General features: G+C 57.0%; 18 protein-coding genes. 7 read left to right on the top strand and 11 right to left on the bottom strand.

The features are described 5' to 3' along the window. Nucleotides 1-3: 3 nt before the first annotated feature. On the bottom strand, nucleotides 4-1512 hold the full coding sequence (gene gspE, locus KZO34_RS00290; protein ID WP_219472042.1) for a type II secretion system ATPase GspE: 1509 nt from the start codon (nucleotides 1510-1512) through the stop codon (nucleotides 4-6). Nucleotides 1513-1676: 164 nt separating this feature from the next. Here gspE and KZO34_RS00285 point away from each other — a divergent pair, with 164 nt between their 5' ends. From KZO34_RS00285 to KZO34_RS00255, 7 genes are all read left to right on the top strand, one after another. Next, entirely contained in the window at nucleotides 1677-2324 is a 648-nt protein-coding gene (locus tag KZO34_RS00285) for a type II secretion system protein N (protein WP_219472039.1), read from the top strand. An 8-nt stretch (nucleotides 2325-2332) separates the two neighbouring features. Further along, nucleotides 2333-2995 carry a transglutaminase-like cysteine peptidase gene (locus tag KZO34_RS00280; RefSeq protein ID WP_219472036.1) on the top strand — a complete coding sequence of 221 codons (663 nt, stop codon included), beginning with the start codon at nucleotides 2333-2335 and terminating at the stop codon, nucleotides 2993-2995. Between the two features lie 105 nt (nucleotides 2996-3100). Next, the gene (locus tag KZO34_RS00275) at nucleotides 3101-4711 is read left to right on the top strand and encodes an FAD-binding oxidoreductase (protein WP_219472020.1); all 1611 of its coding nucleotides are present in this window, start codon (nucleotides 3101-3103) and stop codon (nucleotides 4709-4711) included. 2 nt (nucleotides 4712-4713) lie between these two features. Beyond that, nucleotides 4714-6318, top strand: coding sequence for a glycerol-3-phosphate dehydrogenase/oxidase (locus KZO34_RS00270; protein WP_257900116.1), 1605 nt, complete (start codon nucleotides 4714-4716; stop codon nucleotides 6316-6318). After that, on the top strand, nucleotides 6308-7867 hold the full coding sequence (locus KZO34_RS00265) for an FGGY-family carbohydrate kinase (protein WP_219472019.1): 1560 nt from the start codon (nucleotides 6308-6310) through the stop codon (nucleotides 7865-7867). Before KZO34_RS00270 ends, KZO34_RS00265 begins: the two co-directional genes overlap by 11 nt. Nucleotides 7868-7944: 77 nt before the next feature. Further along, nucleotides 7945-8310 (top strand): MbcA/ParS/Xre antitoxin family protein, encoded by a 366-nt coding sequence (locus KZO34_RS00260; RefSeq protein ID WP_219472017.1) that lies wholly within the window; start codon nucleotides 7945-7947, stop codon nucleotides 8308-8310. Next, entirely contained in the window at nucleotides 8307-9101 is a 795-nt protein-coding gene (locus KZO34_RS00255; RefSeq protein ID WP_219472015.1) for an RES family NAD+ phosphorylase, read from the top strand. Before KZO34_RS00260 ends, KZO34_RS00255 begins: the two co-directional genes overlap by 4 nt. Nucleotides 9102-9155: 54 nt before the next feature. On the opposite strand, the gene KZO34_RS00250 is transcribed toward KZO34_RS00255, so the two are convergent. From KZO34_RS00250 to KZO34_RS00205, 10 genes are all read right to left on the bottom strand, one after another. Next, nucleotides 9156-10082, bottom strand: coding sequence for a tetratricopeptide repeat protein (locus KZO34_RS00250; RefSeq protein ID WP_219472013.1), 927 nt, complete (start codon nucleotides 10080-10082; stop codon nucleotides 9156-9158). A 66-nt stretch (nucleotides 10083-10148) separates the two neighbouring features. Then, nucleotides 10149-11108: a type II secretion system F family protein gene (locus tag KZO34_RS00245; RefSeq protein WP_219472011.1), complete on the bottom strand. Its 960-nt coding sequence runs from the start codon at nucleotides 11106-11108 to the stop codon at nucleotides 10149-10151. 12 nt (nucleotides 11109-11120) lie between these two features. Beyond that, nucleotides 11121-12095, bottom strand: a complete 975-nt coding sequence (locus tag KZO34_RS00240; RefSeq protein WP_219472010.1) for a type II secretion system F family protein — start codon at nucleotides 12093-12095, stop codon at nucleotides 11121-11123. A 12-nt stretch (nucleotides 12096-12107) separates the two neighbouring features. Continuing rightward, on the bottom strand, nucleotides 12108-13454 hold the full coding sequence (locus tag KZO34_RS00235; RefSeq protein ID WP_219472923.1) for a CpaF family protein: 1347 nt from the start codon (nucleotides 13452-13454) through the stop codon (nucleotides 12108-12110). A gap of 25 nt (nucleotides 13455-13479) precedes the next feature. Beyond that, complete coding sequence (locus tag KZO34_RS00230) at nucleotides 13480-14664, bottom strand: AAA family ATPase (RefSeq protein WP_219472007.1); 1185 nt, start codon at nucleotides 14662-14664, stop codon at nucleotides 13480-13482. Nucleotides 14665-14688: 24 nt separating this feature from the next. Then, nucleotides 14689-15177 carry a TadE/TadG family type IV pilus assembly protein gene (locus KZO34_RS00225; RefSeq protein ID WP_219472005.1) on the bottom strand — a complete coding sequence of 163 codons (489 nt, stop codon included), beginning with the start codon at nucleotides 15175-15177 and terminating at the stop codon, nucleotides 14689-14691. Continuing rightward, on the bottom strand, nucleotides 15174-15635 hold the full coding sequence (locus KZO34_RS00220) for a TadE/TadG family type IV pilus assembly protein (protein ID WP_219472003.1): 462 nt from the start codon (nucleotides 15633-15635) through the stop codon (nucleotides 15174-15176). Before KZO34_RS00220 ends, KZO34_RS00225 begins: the two co-directional genes overlap by 4 nt. A 50-nt stretch (nucleotides 15636-15685) precedes the next feature. After that, nucleotides 15686-16894 (bottom strand): TadE/TadG family type IV pilus assembly protein, encoded by a 1209-nt coding sequence (locus KZO34_RS00215; protein WP_219472001.1) that lies wholly within the window; start codon nucleotides 16892-16894, stop codon nucleotides 15686-15688. Between the two features lie 35 nt (nucleotides 16895-16929). Beyond that, nucleotides 16930-17202 (bottom strand): hypothetical protein, encoded by a 273-nt coding sequence (locus KZO34_RS00210; RefSeq protein WP_219471992.1) that lies wholly within the window; start codon nucleotides 17200-17202, stop codon nucleotides 16930-16932. A 10-nt stretch (nucleotides 17203-17212) separates the two neighbouring features. Then, nucleotides 17213-18670 (bottom strand): type II and III secretion system protein family protein, encoded by a 1458-nt coding sequence (locus KZO34_RS00205; protein ID WP_219471990.1) that lies wholly within the window; start codon nucleotides 18668-18670, stop codon nucleotides 17213-17215. Nucleotides 18671-18715: the final 45 nt, after the last annotated feature.

Here is an 18715-nt window from a genome sequence, read left to right as displayed (position 1 = left end):
GAGTTAGCGGCCCCGATAGGTGACGCGCAGAACCTCTTCCACGCTGGTTATACCGTCCAGAATCTTCTGAACGCCATCAGCATGGATACTGGGCCCATGTTTTCGCGCCACCTTTTCCAATTCAAGCTCGCCGCCGCGTTTATCAATCAGACCACTCAGTTCGTCCGTTATCGGCACCACCTCGTAGATACCGATCCGTCCCCGGTAGCCCAGCTCATTACAATGTTCACAGCCAACGGAACGGTAAATAGTGGGAGGCAAAGCGGGATCCAGTTGCAGGAACTCACTTTGCTCTTCCGAAGGCGTATAGGGTTCACGACATTCTTTGCACAAAACCCTGACCAGACGCTGTGCCACGATTCCAACCAGACTCGAGGAAATCAGAAAGGGCTCGATTCCCATATCCATCAGCCGGTTAATCGCACCGACGGCGGTATTGGTGTGCAGGGTGGATAGAACAAGGTGACCGGTTAAACTCGCCTGAACGGCGATTTCAGCGGTTTCGAGGTCACGGATCTCACCGATCATCACAACGTCGGGATCCTGACGCAGGATCGCCCTGAGGCCCCGGGCGAAGGTCATGTCTACCTTGGTATTGACCTGGGTCTGGCCGATACCGGGCAAGTCATACTCAATCGGATCTTCGACTGTCAGAATGTTCCGGGTTCGGTCATTGATTTCCTGCAAGGCGGCATACAGGGTTGTCGATTTACCTGAGCCCGTTGGGCCTGTCACCAGCAAGATGCCGTATGGACGGTAGATGAGCTTTCGGAGAACCTTGAGGTCGTTCTCGTCCATACCCAGAGATTCCAGGCGAATAGCCCCGGCCTGCTTGTCGAGGAGGCGCAACACGACTCGCTCGCCGCTTGATGAGGGCATGGTGGAAACCCGGATATCCACCTCTCGCCCGGCAACTCGCAACGCTATCCGACCATCCTGGGGCACTCGCTTCTCAGCGATGTCAAGTTTCGCCATGACCTTGATCCGCGACACGAGCAGCGGCGCAAGGGCGCGTTTTGGCTGGACCACTTCCCGAAGGACACCATCGACGCGGAACCGGACCACCAACCGTTTCTCGTAGGTTTCAATATGAACGTCGGAGGCACTGGTCTTGACCGCTTCGGTCAGGATGGCATTGATCAGCCGAATGATCGGAGCGTCATCTTCCTGCTCGAGCAGATCCTCGGTCTCGGGAACGGATTCGGCCAGTGACGCCAGATCCATGTCATCACCGATTCCCTCCACCATCTGCATGGCTTCGGCGGAATCGTTCTGGTAGGCGGCATTCAGGGCGTGATCAAACCGGTCCGGATCAATGGTGGAAAATTTGGCCCGTCCACCGCTGACCCGGTTCGCCTCCGCTAGCGCCGAGTGGGACGCTCCCGGCCGAACCAGAATGATTGGATCGCCGTCATCAGAGCGTGTCAGTATAACGCCGTTACGTTTGGCGAACGTGAAAGGAAGACGGCCCAGCGGAGCATCCTGCTGCTGAAATTCAGATTCTGTAGTCAAGGTCTTCCCCGTCCTGAAATTCTTTTTGATTCAATCAATTCAGAAAGGCTACCACAGGATATGGACCCGCTGAATAACTCTATACACTATACTGCCAATAAAACATTGCCGTCTGATAACCTGTGGGCTTTTTCGCTGCCCACCAATAATACCCAGGATGATCAATGCCCCTAGACAACGAACGGCTACCCCTTCTGCTTACCATCGTCGCGGCCGCCGCCATGGTGGGTGTGACAGCCTGGCAGATCTATAGTTTCGTGCTGAGCAAAAACCAGCAAATGGCAGCAACCGGCACACAGCAGATGTCCCGGGACGCTTCCGCATTGGGAGAGCCCCCGGCAGTCGATCTGGCCTCTTTAACCCTGTTCGGAATCGCCGGCCAGGAGGGCAGCGCCCAACCTTCGGAGACGGAAAATTTACCAGAAACCAACCTGCGCCTGTTCCTGCGTGGGGTTCTTGCTGCTGACGGCGACTTCCCCGGTAGCGCGCTGATAGAGGATCAGAAAGGCAACACCGAAGCCTATCCGGTCGGGGATGAGTTGCCCGGAAATGCCACCCTTCGTTCGGTACACCCGAACCGGGTCGTCATTGAAAGGAGCGGTAAACTCGAAAACCTATTCTTCCCCGAAAATGAAGATCGGTCGGGGATGTCGTTTGCGACCAGCGAGCAGGAGGAAGAGCAGCAGGCCACCCCGGTTTCCCGGTCGTCCTCCCCTGCACCCTCGCCCAGCGCAAACGATGAGCAACGCAGAGAGGAAATTCGTCGGCGCCTTGAACAGCTCAGGGAACGCCTCCGGAACAACAGTAACTGAGACCGGACATGGTTACGGCCGCTTCAGCCTGTCGGCGCCAGACCCCCTTACTCCCAGCACTACTGCTGGTCACTGCGCTTTGTGGCGCCCTGGAACTCAGCAGCCAGCTGATGAATTACGTGCAGGAGGAGTTTGGTTCGGAAGCCTACGAACGCCTTGAGAACTGGCAAAGGCTTCATACGCTGGCCGCCAATGCGCCGGTTGAGCGTCAGCTCCGGCTCGTTAACCGCTTTTTCAATCGGGTAAATTTTGTCAGCGATATCCAGCACTGGGGCGAAGAGGACTACTGGGCGACGCCCGTGGAATTTCTGACCACAAACGCCGGCGATTGTGAAGATTTCTCCATCGCCAAGTACCTGACCCTGAAATCGATGGGCGTCCCGGACGATCAGCTTCGGGTCGTCTACGTCAAGGCACTGGATCTTAACCAGGCCCACATGGTGCTTGCATGGTACTCCGAACCGGATGCCGACCCGTTGATACTGGACAACCTTATAAACGAAATTAAGCCTGCCTCACAACGCACTGATCTTGAACCGGTTTATAGCTTTAATGGCGAAGGCCTCTGGGCGAACAATGCCGGCGGGGAACGAAAGCGCATCGGGGAAGCCCAGAAGCTTTCACGGTGGCAGGAACTCAACAACCGACTGATCGATTCCCTTCGCCCCTGATCTTACTGGCGGCAAATGACACCCTGAATGTCGCCAAGCGACAACGTATTCGTTCCCGAACCCTCTAGAATGCTCGGCATCGAAAAATAATCGGGGAGTAGATGCATGCGACGCTGGAACGGCTGGGGTGATGAGACTTTTAATCTGGCGCTACCGCCGGAAGGCAAGGGCTTTCTGGCGGGGCTTATAGGGCGTGGCCAACCTCTTCCGGACGCCTCTCTTCCAGAGGTTTGTGCCCGGGTCCCCGAAACCCGGCTTCCCACACCAACAGAACCCGGACTTGCCGAACTCCTTGATACCAGCCCCGAAGCCCGAGTGCGTCACGCTCGCGGACAGAGCCTTGCGGACTGGCTGGCCATGCGCAGTGGTGAGTTCGGCGTATTCCCCGACGGAGTCGCACGCCCACGCTCTGCCCGGGAGGTCCAGGGCCTCCTTCGTTACGCAAGCGAACACGACGCACATCTCATCCCTTACGGCGGCGGCACCAGCGTGGCCGGCCACATTAACCCGCCCCTTTCGGACAAGCCCCTGGTGACTGTCGATATGGGCGAAATGAACCAGCTCACAGACCTGGACCGGGAAAGTCAGATCGCGACATTTGGTGCAGGCACACCCGGACCGCTGGTCGAATCACAGCTCCGCGCCCACGGCTATACGCTCGGGCACTTTCCCCAATCGTTCGAGCTGTCCACCATCGGAGGCTGGGTGGCGTCACGATCCAGTGGCCAGCAATCTCTGCGGTATGGACGTATAGAACAGTTATTTGCCGGCGGGCGGGTCGAAACCCTCCAGGGCACACTGGAGTTGCCAACCATTCCGGCCTCCAGTGCGGGTCCGGACATCCGGGAGATGGTACTGGGTTCGGAAGGCCGATTCGGTGTCATTACCGAGGTGAAGGTGCGAATCAGTCGCCTGCCAGAAAAAGAAACTTTCCACGTGGTGTTTTTCCCGGATTGGGAGCAAGCAAGGGGCGCCTGCCGGGAACTGGTCCAGAACCGCGTCCAGCTTTCCATGCTCAGGCTCAGCAACGCTCTGGAAACCGAAACCCAGTTGGCGCTTGCGGGCCACCCAAGGCTCATCAGCCTGCTGGAACGTTATCTCTCCATCCGCGGTGCCGGCGACGGCAAATGCATGATGACCTTCGGCCTGACCGGAAGCCGCCGGCAAGTCAGCAGTGCGCTGGGGGAGACCCGCCGAACCTGCTCCGACTACGACGGTGTCTACACGGGCACTCACCTCGGAGACAAATGGGCGGAAAAACGGTTTACCATGCCGTACTTGCGGGAGGCGCTCTGGCAGTTGGGTTATGCCGTGGACACGCTGGAAACCGCAACCGACTGGGACAATGTCGATAATCTGCTGGCGCTAATGGAGGACAACCTTCGGCACGGGCTGGAGGGCGACAACGAATCCGTCCATGTTTTCACCCACCTTTCCCATTTTTACGGCCAGGGCTGCAGTATCTACACCACCTATGTGTTCCGGGTGGCCGACTCCTACGAGGCCACACTGGCCCGCTGGAAATCGCTGAAGCACAGTACCTCGGAAATGATTGTTCGCAATGGCGGCACCATCAGTCACCAGCATGGCGTGGGCAAAGATCACGCTCGCTATCTGCCGGTTGAAAAAGGGGAACTGGGCATGCTGGCCATCCGGTCACTGTGCCAGACCTTCGACCCGGATGCCCTGCTGAACCCCGGAACGCTGGTGGAGTGACCATGACCATCCCTAGAGACCAGCTTCTGGAATCCCTGAAAGCCGGAAAATACAGCTTTGACGTGGTTGTCCTGGGGGGCGGAATTACCGGCGCCGGCGTTGCCCGGGAGGCGGCCGCCAGCGGGTTACGGACCTTGCTGGTGGAGCAGATGGACTTTGCCTGGGGCACGTCCAGCCGATCTTCCAAGATGGTACACGGCGGGCTGCGATATCTCGGCAGCGGACAATACCGGCTGGCCCGCGATGCCGTTCGTGAGCGCCAGCGCCTGATGGCAGAGGCTCCGGGACTCATACAACCACTTCGCTTTGTGATGCCGCATTTCCGTCGACAGTTCCCCGGTCCTCGAGTGTTCCAGCTGCTTCTTGCGGTTTACGATCGCATCGCAAAGTTCCGGTCGCGTCGGCTGCTCACCCCCGCTGAGACAATGCATTGGGTCCCGGGACTCACAGCCGAACACCTCATCGGAGCCAGCGTGTTTTCCGACGCGGTTACCGACGATGCCCGCCTGGTCCAGCGCATCATCGCAGAGGCTCGGCGAGACGGCGCTCTATGCCTGAATTACACCAAAGCCCTTGAGGTGCTAAGAACCGAAGGCAAGGCAGCGGGTGTCAGGCTTCACCCGGAAGAGTTCGATGCCCCCTTTGACCTGCCTTGTCCGCTGGTCATCAATGCCACTGGAGCCTGGGCGGACCGGCTACAGACACCCTCCACTGACCGGGCCGCATTGAACATACGCCCTCTTCGGGGCAGCCACCTGGTTCTGCCCTGGTCCCGACTTCCGGTTTCCTGCTCTGTATCCCTGCTGCATCCGGATGACAAGCGTCCGGTCTTCGCCTTTCCCTGGGAGGGCACCACGGTTCTCGGAACCACGGACCTGGACCACTCAGAAGATCTGGACGTTGAACCCCGCATCTCCGGGGATGAAGTGAACTATTTGCTGAAGATCTCCAACCGCCTGTTTCCGTCCAGCAACATTTCGAAAGAGGATATTCTTTCAACCTGGGCCGGTGTCCGACCGATCGTCACCGACGGCACCAGCAAAGATCCGTCCAGTGAGAATCGCGAACACGAGTTCCGCGAAGACCGGGGGCTGATCAGCATCGCCGGAGGAAAACTCACAACGTTCCGCCTGATCGCACGCGAAGCCCTGGTCCGGGGACTTGGGGAAAACGCCAACCGCCTTAGGGATACTAACCTCCCAGTATTTACCCCCGAGCCCGATATCGCGCGCCCGGCCGCCCTGACCCATCTGACCTGGAACCGGCTGAAAGGGTATTACGGCCCCGACCTCGCATCCATGCTGGCCAGCAGTCCGCTGGAAGAGGTGTTCGTAGACGGGAAGTCCTCTGGGCTGCTCTGGGCGGAACTGCATTGGGCCTGTAAAGAGGAGGATGTACAGCATCTGGACGACCTGCTGCTGCGCCGTACCCGGCTCGGCCTGATTACTCCAGACGCAGCACGTAGTCTGCTTCCTGAGATAAGAAGGCAATGTCAGTCGGTTCTGGGCTGGGACGATAAAAGGTGGGAGCGTGAGGAATCCCGCTACCTGGGTATCCGAAACCGTGCTTACACCTTACCGGGTGAGGAGCCAGGCCATGTCCGGTGAGCCGCTGATCCTTGCCATCGACAATGGCACCCAGAGCGTTCGTGCCCTGCTGTTCGACAAACGCGGCAACCTTGTCGGCAAGGGCAAGCAGGAGCTCGACCCCTATTTCTCCGAGCAACCGGGATGGGCCGAACAGCACCCCGACTATTTCTGGGAGAACCTGGGCAAGGCCTGCAAAACGCTCTGGGAGGGTACCGAGGCGAACCCTGCTCAGGTTGCCGGCGTCACGGTGACCACTCAACGCGGAACGGTCATTAATCTCGATGAGAATGGCAAACCACTGCGGCCTGCCATCATCTGGCTCGACCAGCGCCACGCCCAGGTGGATGGCCCCGTGAAGGGCCCCTGGGGCTGGCTGTTCAAGCTGGCCCGACTCGAAGAGACCATCCATCGGTTCCGGGAAAAAACCCAGGCCAACTGGATCGCCCAGAACCAACCGGACATCTGGCGGCAGACCCGCCATTTTCTGCTGCTATCCGGTTACCTGAACTATCGCTTGACCGGCCAGTTCCGGGACTCTACCGGTAGCCAGGTCGGTTACCTGCCGTTCGATTACCGAAAACAAAAATGGGCCGCCCCCCGGGATTTCAAATGGCAAGCCATGCCGGTTACACCGGAGATGCTGCCGGAACTGGTTGAACCCGGCGGCGCCCTCGGCGCCCTTACCTCCGAGGCAGCCGTACATCTGGGCCTGCCGGAGGGCCTTCCCGTTATTGCGGCAGCCTCCGACAAGGCCTGCGAAATTCTGGGGTCCGGCGGCCTCTCTCCGGATATTGGCTGCATGAGTTATGGCACCACGGCAACGATCAACACCACGAGTGAACGCTATGTCGAGCCGATCAAACTGATGCCGCCCTACCCATCCGCCCTGCCCGGTCACTACTCGACGGAGGTGATGATCTATCGGGGCTTCTGGATGGTGAGCTGGTTCAAGCGGGAATTTGGCCTACGGGAGCGCAAACTCGCCGAACAGCGAGGTGTTGAACCGGAGGCCCTCTTTGATGAGCTCGTTCGGGCCGTACCTGCCGGATCCATGGGCCTGATGCTCCAGCCATACTGGTCGCCCGGAGTTCGGCAACCGGGGCCTGAGGCCAAGGGCTCAATCATCGGCTTCGGTGACGTTCATACCCGCTCGCATATCTATCGCGCTATTCTGGAAGGGCTTGCCTATGCGCTGCGAGAAGGCAAGGAAAAGATCGAAAAACGGACGGGGATTCCAATCAGGATCCTTCGTGTAGCCGGTGGTGGTTCCCAGAGTGATGCCGCCATGCAACTTACGGCCGACGTCTTCGGTTTGCCGGCTGAACGCCCACACACCTATGAGACGTCCGGACTGGGCGCCGCCATTGATGCTGCCGTTGGCCTGCGTCTGCACCCGGATTTCCAGACCGCGGTTGCCGCCATGACCCGGGTTGGGGATGTGTTCTTGCCACAACCCCAGACCCAGGCCCTGTATGAACGACTCTATTCCGAGGTCTACCTGAAAATGTACCCCCAACTCCAACCCCTTTACCGTAAGATCCGGTCGATCACAGGTTATCCAGAGTGAGGTCGGGACAGCCGACTCCTGTCAATATTTCACACACTTGGTCTATACTGTGAAAAATAGACAAGAGGTCTCAGGCCATGAGTACGGTGAAAGTACCTAACGAATCGACTCAGGACAAAGCGCTGCTCTCAAAGGCGTTGATCAACGCCGGAAAGGCGTTTGGCTTCAATCAGACCGAGCTGGCCGAGATCGTTGGCAGAAACAGAACGGGCCTGGTTCGGGATGGGATTGATCCTGACAGCAAAGCCGGGGAACTTGCCCTGCTCTTCATCCGACTCTACCGCAGCGTCTATGCCTTGACCGGTGGCGAGGCGGAAGCCATGAAACACTGGATCAACACTGAGAACCGGTATTTCGAGGCTATCCCGCGTCAGCTGATCAGATCCGCGGAAGGTCTGGTTCGGGTCAATTACTACCTGGATGCCATGCGGGGTAAGCTTTGAGTTATGAAGATCGCATTACCCAAAGCCTTGAGCCGTTGCAGGGAACCGCTTACCGGGTCGTAGAGTCTCAGGAAGAGATCGCCACAACCCGTCTGGTGGACAACATTCCGGAACAGGCGCGGCTGGAGGAATTGCTGGAAACAACCAAGCCCGCCCGTGCCAGGGGCACCCGGGCCCTTCACTACCTGCTCGCCACGCCCTTTCGCTATCCGCCCCTGAAACATGGCTCGCGCTTTGGCCGAGCGTTCGAGAAAAGCCTTTTCTACGGTGCCATGACGGTAACCACTGCACTCGCTGAAACCGCGTTCTACCGTTTCGTGTTCACCGGCCACGTCACCAAACCTTTCCCAAAGCCGCTGCGGACGCTTCACACGGTATTCGGCGCCAGGATTCGAACCGAACGCGGCATCCGTTTACAGGGCAATGCATGGCGTGAGCTGCATGACGAAATGACCCATCCCTCCAGCTACGAACTGACTCAAAGATTGGGCTCTGAAATGCGTAACTGTGACGTGCAGGCATTCCAGTTCCTGTCAGCCCGGGCACTGCAGGCCGGATTGTATGAACTGCCCTACGACGCTCATGACGGCATGGAAGGTATAAACGCAGCGTTGTTTGAACCCGGAGCATTGAAAGATCGCAAACCCCGGGAAAAGATGCGATTGATCGTTGTCACCGGCACCGAATCAGTATCAATGAGTCTCACCGGAGAGGATGGCTCCCGGGAGGTGCTGGAGTTTTCCCGGGGTCAGTTTCTGATTAACGGTAGCTTGCCCGATCCGGCCATTTGAGGATAAACCGATGGCCGGATCTGTTCACTGGGACAATAGTTCACTCAAAGAGTATCAGGGCTCTCGCTTGGCAATCTGCCGCCGGACCTGTTCCAGGTTTTCGTTCGCCGTGACGTAGTAACTCGGCGAGGCCTGTGCGGCCTGAGTAAAAAATTTCTCCGCATCCTCAAACTTTTCACCGCTCATGCTGATGTACCCCATGGTATTCAGGGCCTCTGCTTCAGACATCACCTCAGTTAACACCTCAAGGGCCTCATCGAAGCGTTCCTGACGTGTGTAGAGTTGCCCCAGATTTTGCCAGGCTCTCTTGTGCCAGGGATCGACATTGAGAGCCGCAAGGTACGCCCGCTCCGCCTGCTCCCATTGGCCCGCCAGGTAATGCGAGTAGCCGAGATTGTTCTGGATGCGCGCACTCAGCGGCGACAGCATCAAGGCGTCATTGTAATGCTGCCCGGCGCGTTCAAAATCGCCCCGCAGATCCGCCAGAATACCAAGCGCATTGTGGGCCTTACCCAACTTTGGATCCAGGCTGACCGCTTTCTCCAGTACGAGTCGGGCCCGGTCCGGCTGGCGCATCTGCATCAGGACCAGGCCCATGCCCTCAAGGGATCCTGCGTGATCGGCATCCTTTTCAAGGGCACTCTGAAAGGCGGTATGAGCTTTGGTTAATTCTTCCTTTTGAAGGTTTATAGCCCCGATTTTGTAGAAACTCTCGGGGTTATCCGGCTCTAATTCGAGGGTACGAATGTACTCGAAAATAGCCTGATCGAGATCGCCTCGAGCACGGGCCGCGTCGCCTCGGGCAATGCCTTCAGCCGCGGATTCGACGGGAAGAAGGGTAGAAAACGTCAGTTCCGATTTGCCACTGTAAAGTCCCGAATAATCTTCACCACCACCCGTTGGCGTTGATGCACATCCGGCCAGGAAGGCCAGAGCCAGAACCACACTACTTCCTTTTACCATCCAATTGGTGCCTTTCATGGCGTACTACTCCCTTCTTAGTTGAAAGCCCTGTACCGTCTTTGGCCTGGTTACCGTTTAGCCCTTCTAGCCCTTGAAATGGTCTAGGAGCCCGACAACCGCTGGCCCGATTGCAACTACAAAAAAAGCGGGAAACATGCAAAAAACCAGAGGAAAGATCAATTTAGTCGAGATTTTTCCAGCCTCTTCCTCCGCTTTTTGCATTCGTTTATCGCGAAATTCCTCCGAGTAAATTCGCAGAGATTCCGCAACACTGGTTCCAAACCGCAAGCTCTGGCTCAGCAGCGTGACAAGGCCGGCAATCTCCTCGAGTCCCGTTCGGTCTGCCAGATTATGCAATGCCTCTGACCGTTCAACGCCAGCACGCATCTCAGCATTCACCAGTGCGAATTCCTGGGCCAGTTCCGGGTGCCCAACCGAGACTTCGTCTGCGACTCGCTGAAGCGCGGGTTTGAGCCCAAAGCCCGCTTCAGTGCATACCACGAGCAGATCAAGAGCATCCGGAAACCCGTTATAAAGCAGACGCTTACGGCGCTTTATAAGTTTAGACAATACATAGTTCGGGATAATAACACCTGCCAGAACTGCGAAAGCGCCCGCCTGTATCGCCTCCATCGAGGTGATAGACGGAATCCAGTTTATAATCAGGAGAACCGACGCAGGCAGCCCAACAATCAGCAACGTCTTAATTGCATAGAAGGTTGCCAAGGCGTTGTCGCCCCGGAAACCTGCATGCATAAGGCGTTCGCTGGTGCGCCCCCGTTCACTGGCCTTCTTGGGCAGAACGAAGGGGGCCACCTTTCCAACCAGCAGGACCATCGCGCCAGTTTTCGGTGCTTTAGCCTCCTGTTCGGTGCCGACTACCGTTTGAAGCCTGTCACGTACCGGATTGAAGATCGTTGAAATCAAGAAGATTCCTGCGAGCCCAACACAAAAAACCGCAGCCCCCATTAGACCGACGAAAGCCCATTCTGCTACCTGCTCGTTCTGCAGAGTCGAGTTCAAAAGTCCGATAAGATAGTCCATGGTGTTACTCCCTTACACCTTGAGGTTAAGCACTTTCTTGATCCAAAACACGCCAACCACGACCAAAATCAGTGACACAAGAATAATATCCCCTCCCCGAGGACTCTCAAGAAGCATTGGCATATAGTTGGGATTGACCAACGAAATCATGACGAACAGTACGAAGGGGGTCATGGTGAGCACCCAGGCCGAAATTCGCCCTTCGGCAGACAGAGTCCGCACTTTGCGTTGAAATTTAAACCGTCCCCGAATGACGGCGGCAATTTTTTCCAGAACCTCCGCCAAATTGCCACCAGACTCCCGTTGCACCAGCACTGCAGTAATGAGAGACATAACCAGTATGCTTGGCACCCGCTGCAGCAGGCCCATCAAGGCCGCGCGAACATCGCCGCCATAATTGATCTCGTTAAAGGTGGTTCTGAATTCATCTTTGACCGGACTCTGCATTTCAGTCGACACCAGACGAATGGCTTCAACGAAGGGGTGACCGGCTCTCAGAGCCCGGATGATAACGTCCACAACATCTGGCAGCTGCTCTTCAATGCGAGCTATTCTGGTCGCCCGCTTCTTTCTGATGTAGAGAAAAGGAACAATTAAACCAATTGGGGCACCCACCATAGGTGCCCAATAGCTCTTACTCAGGCTCCAGGCAATACTGCCAGTAATCGCTGCCAGCACCAGGGCAAGCAGGATCACTCGGTAGGCGGGCGTCTGGAGCCCGCTCTGGGATATCAAGTTCCGCAGCGGCTCGAGGACACTCAGTAACTCAAGGCGCCTTTCCAGAGGATTGAGCTTACTCGTGTAATGGTCTCGAAGCAGGGAAATCCTTTGCTGGTTATCCGCTTCAGCTACCAGGGTTTTCATCCTGCGGCGCATGCGCTTTCGCGCAGCCCTGCTCTCGCCAAAAACCGGAATGACCAACCCCTGTGAAAGCAGGAAAACCGCAACAAAGACGAGCCCGACAAAGGTCCAGAGGTTGTCTCCCAATACGTCCATGGTTCAGCCCTCCAGATCCGGGTTGTAAAGGGAGAACGGCACCTCAATCCCACGTTGCTGAAGGTGTTCATGAAACCGCGGTACGATGCCGGTCGCTGCATAACTTCCAATCACCCGGCCGTCTTCATCCTTGCCACGACGCCGGAAGGTGAACAGCTCGGACATGGTAATGACTTCGCCCTCCATCCCATTTATTTCCTGAACGCTTACCAGCCGTCGGGTGCCGTCTTCCTGACGCTCCACCTGCAAGACCACATCGATAGCAGACGCCACCTGCGCACGAATCGCTTTTATGGGCATGCTGGCACTGGCCATCGATACCATGTTTTCAATTCGGGTGAGCGCATCCCGTGGCGAATTCGCGTGCAAAGTAGTCATTGATCCGTCGTGGCCGGTGTTCATGGCCTGCAACATATCAAGGGCCTCAGCTCCCCTGACCTCGCCGACAATAATCCTGTCCGGCCTCATGCGGAGACTGTTCCGAACCAGATCCCGCTGACTGACTTCGCCCTTGCTCTCAATATTCGGAGGACGGGTTTCCAGCCGCGCCACGTGCGGTTGTTGCAACTGGAGTTCAGCGGAGTCCTCAATGGTAACAATGCGCTCATCGTGGGGAACGAATCCCGACAGCACGTTCAGCAAGGTGGTCTTACCGGAACCGGTACCACCGGATATAAGAACGTTCAGTCTGCCCTTTACAATGGCCTCAAGCAGTTCCGCGATCGGAGCCGTCAGTGTGCCCTTTTCGATGAGAGCTTCGACCGACAGACGGCCAATTGAGAACCGGCGGATTGATAACAGGGGGCCGTCGACGGCCAGGGGGGGGATAATCGCATTGACCCGGGACCCGTCCTGCAGGCGTGCGTCAACCATGGGGGAAGACTCGTCGATGCGGCGCCCGACACTGGAAACGATACGATCGATCACGTTCAGAAGGTGCGAATCACTGCTGAATGTGACATCCACCTTTTCAAGTTTGCCGTTTCGCTCAACGTAGACACTGTTAAAGCCATTGACCAGGATATCGGCAATGCTCTTGTCGGCAAGCAGCGGCTCCAGAGGCCCCAGACCAAGGATGTCGTCCAGAATCTGTTTAAGTACGCGCTGCCGGGAATTCAGGCTCAACGGTACCGAATCCTCATTCATCAACTGCTGACCGATAGCCAGAATCTGGCTTTCCGCTTCTTCCCGACCGAGCGTACTGATCAGGGAAAGATCCAGAACTTTCATGAGCTTTTGGCGCAGGTTCTTCTTACAAATTCGTTCCTGCTCTTCCTCCGCCCGCCGGGCCTGGTCGCCATCACTGCTGTGGCCGTTAACCCCGAATCGTGCAAAAGACACATCGTTCATTCCGTTGGTAGTCATCACGTACACCTCATGTTCGAGCCAGTTTGCGAAGCACCTTGCCAAGCCCGAACTGCCCGGTTTCGGCTTTCTTTCCACTAAGATTCTCAGCCAGGCTCACCACACTCCGGCAAACCGGTGACGAGGGCGCAAACTCGAGAAGCGGCTTGCCAAGATTGGCGCTTTCGGCCACCTTGGCGAAATCGTTGGGAATACAAATGACGTCCTCAATTTCCAGGCTCTTGCGAATATCATCGACGCTCAGGTCGAGCCGCTTATCCCAGCGATTAACAATGACCTTCATCCGCGTTGCCGGAATACCCAGATATGTGTGCAGATAGCGAAGCATCTGACGGGCATCCTGAATGTGCGCAATGCTCTGCTGAACCACCAGAAGGATAGAATCTGCAGACTCCAGGACGACGCCTGCCACGGGGTCTATCTGCCTTGGCAGATCGGCAATCACCTGGTCGTAGCCGGACCGGACCACGTCGATGAGCTTCTTCAACTGCCCTTCCTCGATATCGCCGGGTACGATCATATGCTGCGACGTGTTGCCCAGAATATGGAGCCCACTCTTGTGCTTGAGCATGTGGCCCTCAAGTGCCATCACATCCATGTTCTCGGAGCGCACAATGGCATCAATCAGCCCACCCTCCGGCGGAAGATCAAACAGAGAGGAAAGATGGCCAAACTGAAAGTCCATATCCAGCAGCGAAACCCGTTGACCTATCCTGGCGGCCAGACTGTGGGCCAGCGTCGCCGCAATAACACTGGCGCCGGAACCACCTTTCGCATTGATGACCGCAGTCAGTTTGGCGTGACGAATACCCGCATCGCTCTGCAAGCCCTCTGCAATCCGGTTCAGCGACGTCTTAAGATCGTATTCTGGTAATGGGAAACTGAAGTAATCCCGCGCCCCCACCTGCATCGCCATTCGCATCGTCGTGATGTTTTCCGGCCCCACGACAATCGTCGGGGGGCGTTTGGCCAACGGCCGCTCCTCAAGAGCCCGGAGTTCGTCCTCCCAGGCACCGGTAAGGCAGAAAATCAATGTCTCGGGCATCTCTGGCAGGTTATAGAGCGGATCTGAGTTGCCATTGGTGATGTGGCGCAGGCTCAGGATGTGCGAGGTTCCGCTTACAAGCACCTTTTCCATCTCTGCTAGTTGGCTGGCATCACGGCCGGCCAGCAGTACTCTTATATTAGATTTCATGGAACGTTCCTCATCCCTGCTGTTTCAGCTTATGGTTCCGAAACAGTCGGTTCCTTCCGGTGAAACCCCGAGACTTTCCCGGGGCAAAACAGTGATAAATGACGGTAGATCAAACTCCTGAAAGAAAAAGGGAATAATCAGACGATGACGCACCGCAGTGACCTCACTCCGCACAAAGGCGATGTCCAGGTAATTAGTAGCGGGGTCGACGGCGCTCCCGCTTAGATCCAGGTAGTCAATTCGAATATTAGCTTCGTCGAGCCCCGGCAAAACCGGGCTGGCACCACTCGATACAGCGGCGTCAAACATACCGACCCGGCGAATGGCGCTGTGGTTTACGGGGCAAACCGCGGCTACCCGGGCGCTCTTACGACTGACTTCATCCAGTGTGTTCCAAACAAACATCAGGCGACCGAACTCAATGGCGCCAAACAGCAAGATGAAGAACATCGCCCCAACAATGGCAAACTCGACGGTATGCGCGCCGTCCTGGGTTTTAAGATGACTGTTCATAACGCCCTCATCTCCACAGTGCTTTGCATCTGGAAGGAAAGACTGAGCGGGTCCCCACCGTAGAAAGTCGGAATTGCGCCTACCAACGGCACGTAGTCGTAATTGGCGGACACCCGTATATGGGTTGGATTCGGACTGGTTACAGAAACGCCAGCCGAGGTCCAGTTGGGTAAAAGTGGGGTACCGGTTCCATTCACGTTGCCATACACCACCAGATTGCCGGTCTGTTGAACCAGCGTGCTGTCCAAATAGATGATTCCGACGCTACCGACCATCGCACCGGAAGCCATGTGTCTGGCTCCATCCCGTGTCGCGCGGGTCATGGTGTGGTACTGATGAAAGGCCCAGCCAAGCTCAGTAACGGCAAACATCAACACAATGAGCAGGGGCGCTGAAAACATAAACTCAAGCATGGCAATGCCTTCTTGCTTCCGCTTCAAGCCAGGTTCTTTTCTCATGATCCGCCCACTCCTTTTTTCGATTTCGAGGCAAGCCACTGCGTGGCCGATCAGCTGTCCAGGGTATCCGGGTCTTTGTACAACTGGATAATGCGAGGGCCTGGGCCAGTCACCGGGTTCGGGCCAGGAACACCGGTGCCGCCGCAGTCATCCTTGAACTGGCCAAAGAACACGGATTGACCGGTTTGAGTCATCCTGGTGATCATGTAAAAACAGGCGAACCCCACTAGATCGACGCTGCTCTGGCCATTCGCAAGGCCATTGCAGTCTCCGACTGGAACGGTCAATATCCGTCGGCCAGGAACACCGGAAGGCGGGGCCGCGGGATTGACATTGGCCATTTGCGAAAGGTACCAATCAAGGTCGTATCCCGGCGCCACCCCGTTGTCATAGTCCGTTTCGGTGTAACTGTCGTGATCCGTAAACCAATCCGGCGGGTAGTCATCGGCACTGACCGGGCCGTTGTAGACACCCACTCGCGTGTTGATGCCCTGGGCGAAAGGCCCCACGGTATTGCCCGGCTCGGTCTCAATCGCCTCACCAGTGCTCAGGCAACTGTCATACTTTCCGGCCGCCGCGTCCCGGACATCAGCGCCGCCCGCACTGCCATCAAGGCGCACGAGGTAGAAGTTGCCATTGCCTACCGAAGACGCGTCCCCGGCGCCAATCTTCAGCATCTCCACATCGCCACGGGAATAACCGTACGTGGTCCCGACCGGAGCCGAAGATGGGTCCGTGCCACAGACCATCATGGGAGCAACATTGCAGACGTTACCGAGGGTCGGACTGGGACCGGCTACCGCCGATCCCGGAATTTCGGTGCGGTCGAATCCAAACAAGGGGGCAAACCAGTTCTCCACGTCATAGCCCTCTGCGCGCACCCGGACGTATTGCGCGGGCACGGTTGCAGGTACAAAGGGGTTGAGGGTGGAGGAAAACTCAACTGTTACCGTCAGCCCACCGCTGGCGAGCGCTTCGCCAAGGGCCGTATTACCCGGCTCAGCCAGGTTAGCGGCAAAGGTGTCGCGACCAGCCATCTCAGCAACCAGAGTATTGCCCGTTTGATCAAGCACCTTGGCGACGCTGAGCGCTGCAGCATCGAGGCTGTTCTGAAGCCGCGTTTTCTCAAGGTGGGCGTGGCTCATATCAAGCGCCAATGCCGCCATCCCCAGGATAGCCAGCAAGGAGACTGCAAACAGCGGCAGAATGGCGCCCTGTTGGGCCTGGTGAACGGGGATCGTCCGGCTGATGCCTTGCATGATGCTGCCTCCTTGTCATCATCTACCGCGCAATCTTAGAGCTCTGCGCCACCCATACCCTGATAAATGCGCTGTGGGGCTGGTGCTGCCATTCGGTTACGTTCCACGGTACCGGCCGCGCGGGCGCCGTCCATGGTGGGCAGTGCCGGGGGTTCCTGACCCGGCGGCACGTACTTCTGGGAAGCAACCATAGTTCTTACGGAGTTTCCGAAATCCCACTCGGAGGAAGGCGAGGCGCACCCGCCCAGAGAAACCACCAGGCTCACCGCAGACAAAACGAGTAATTGTTTTCTATTGATCAGTTTCATGGCGTCCACCTTAGAGTTCATGTCCAAATTGGCCTTCAACACCGCCTTTACGCATCGGTTTGGATGGCGGGGGATCACCCGCACCCCACCCCTCGGTGAAACCAAGCAGGTAGAATCCAAGGGCACTCGGCTCAACAAATCTGTCGGTCGGTAGCGTGAATGCTTCACGGTCCACAGGTTTGGCAAAATGAGGCGTCACTAAAATCACCAGCTCAGTCTTGCCCTGAATGTATTCCTGGCTGCGGAACAGCTGTCCCAGGATCGGAATATCGCCCAGACCGGGGAACTTGTTGACGCGCTCTCTCAGGGTTTCGTTGATCAGTCCCGCAACGCCAATGGTCTGGCCATTGCCGAGCTCTACCGTGGATGAGGCGCTGCGACTGGTCAGCGAGTTTATAAAGAAGGTTGCGCCGGCATCTTCGATGTCCAGGGCAATCGAGTTCTGATTGCTGAGTTCGCTCACCTTGATGTTGAGCTTTAAACTGATGGTCCCGGAATCCAGGACTGTCGGAAGAAAGCCGAGGCTGATCCCGAAGTCCTTGAACTCTATGGTGACTTTATTTTCGTCGCCCGCGACAGGAACCGGGAACTCACCGCCGGCATGGAATGTAGCTTCCTGGCCGGTAAGGGTCGTGAGTGTTGGCTCCGCCAACACCTTGGCCAGGTTATTCTCCTCCGCTGCTTCAATCACCAGATCAAAAAGGGTGGTACCGTCCAGGAAGCTTGCAAACAGGCCACTGGTATCGTAGCCAAGGGGCTCTCTGACAATCGCCGTTACATCAGATGGAATCCCGGCTCCGCCGCCGGCGATTGGCGCCCCAGCCAGGGCGGTCGCACCCCGGCTCGCGCCCGAGGTAATGTTTTTCGCAACGTTCAGGACTTCGAATCTGGCACCGATGTTTTTCAACAGGTCACGGGATACTTCGGCAACCTGAACTTCCAGCATGACCTGCTGGGCGCCCCCCACCTGCATCATGTTCAGAACACTACCCGGGTCTTCCCCCCCTCCCTGAAAGCTGCGGGCCAACTGGAGGGCTGCGTCAACACGAGGCGCACTACTGACCTCACCGCTGAGGACGATGTCACTCTGGGCTGAACGGACTTCAATGTTTTCATCCGGAAGAATCTGATGCAGTCGGGACTTCAATCCCTCCAGGTCGTGGGTCACCTCAACTCCAAGTACGCTGACCACCCTGTTGCTGTTATCCCAGAGAGTCACGTTGGTGGAACCCAGTTTTTTGCCAACAACATAGAGCTGGCGGGAACGGAGTATCAGAATATCCGCCACATCCGGGTTACCCAACGAGATTTTTGCTACTGGCTCATCAAGATAGAGAATCTGGGATTGATTGAGCGCAACATCCACCATCTGTCGCTCAATACCCGAAGACACCATGACCTGTGCACCCGCACTGGACGCCAGCCCTATCAGATAAAGCACTATCAATCCCGCTGGCAGTAAACCCATCCGATTCTTCCCTGTCACTTGCATGTTTCTTTTCATCGCCAACTT

The organism is Marinobacter sp. F4206, assembly GCF_019392195.1.
GTDB lineage: Bacteria > Pseudomonadota > Gammaproteobacteria > Pseudomonadales > Oleiphilaceae > Marinobacter.
This window is presented reverse-complemented; position numbering and strand designations above follow the sequence as displayed.

Coding starts and splice junctions, on each gene's coding strand:
- KZO34_RS00285 (WP_219472039.1), top strand. CDS start 1,677: ATGCCCCTAGACAACGAACGGCTACCCCTTCTGCTTACCATCGTCGCG.
- KZO34_RS00280 (WP_219472036.1), top strand. CDS start 2,333: ATGGTTACGGCCGCTTCAGCCTGTCGGCGCCAGACCCCCTTACTCCCA.
- KZO34_RS00275 (WP_219472020.1), top strand. CDS start 3,101: ATGCGACGCTGGAACGGCTGGGGTGATGAGACTTTTAATCTGGCGCTA.
- KZO34_RS00270 (WP_257900116.1), top strand. CDS start 4,714: ATGACCATCCCTAGAGACCAGCTTCTGGAATCCCTGAAAGCCGGAAAA.
- KZO34_RS00265 (WP_219472019.1), top strand. CDS start 6,308: ATGTCCGGTGAGCCGCTGATCCTTGCCATCGACAATGGCACCCAGAGC.
- KZO34_RS00260 (WP_219472017.1), top strand. CDS start 7,945: ATGAGTACGGTGAAAGTACCTAACGAATCGACTCAGGACAAAGCGCTG.
- KZO34_RS00250 (WP_219472013.1), bottom strand. CDS start 10,082: ATGAAAGGCACCAATTGGATGGTAAAAGGAAGTAGTGTGGTTCTGGCT.
- KZO34_RS00245 (WP_219472011.1), bottom strand. CDS start 11,108: ATGGACTATCTTATCGGACTTTTGAACTCGACTCTGCAGAACGAGCAG.
- KZO34_RS00235 (WP_219472923.1), bottom strand. CDS start 13,454: ATGAACGATGTGTCTTTTGCACGATTCGGGGTTAACGGCCACAGCAGT.
- KZO34_RS00230 (WP_219472007.1), bottom strand. CDS start 14,664: ATGAAATCTAATATAAGAGTACTGCTGGCCGGCCGTGATGCCAGCCAA.
- KZO34_RS00225 (WP_219472005.1), bottom strand. CDS start 15,177: ATGAACAGTCATCTTAAAACCCAGGACGGCGCGCATACCGTCGAGTTT.
- KZO34_RS00220 (WP_219472003.1), bottom strand. CDS start 15,635: ATGAGAAAAGAACCTGGCTTGAAGCGGAAGCAAGAAGGCATTGCCATG.
- KZO34_RS00215 (WP_219472001.1), bottom strand. CDS start 16,894: ATGCAAGGCATCAGCCGGACGATCCCCGTTCACCAGGCCCAACAGGGC.
- KZO34_RS00210 (WP_219471992.1), bottom strand. CDS start 17,202: ATGAAACTGATCAATAGAAAACAATTACTCGTTTTGTCTGCGGTGAGC.
- KZO34_RS00205 (WP_219471990.1), bottom strand. CDS start 18,670: ATGGGTTTACTGCCAGCGGGATTGATAGTGCTTTATCTGATAGGGCTG.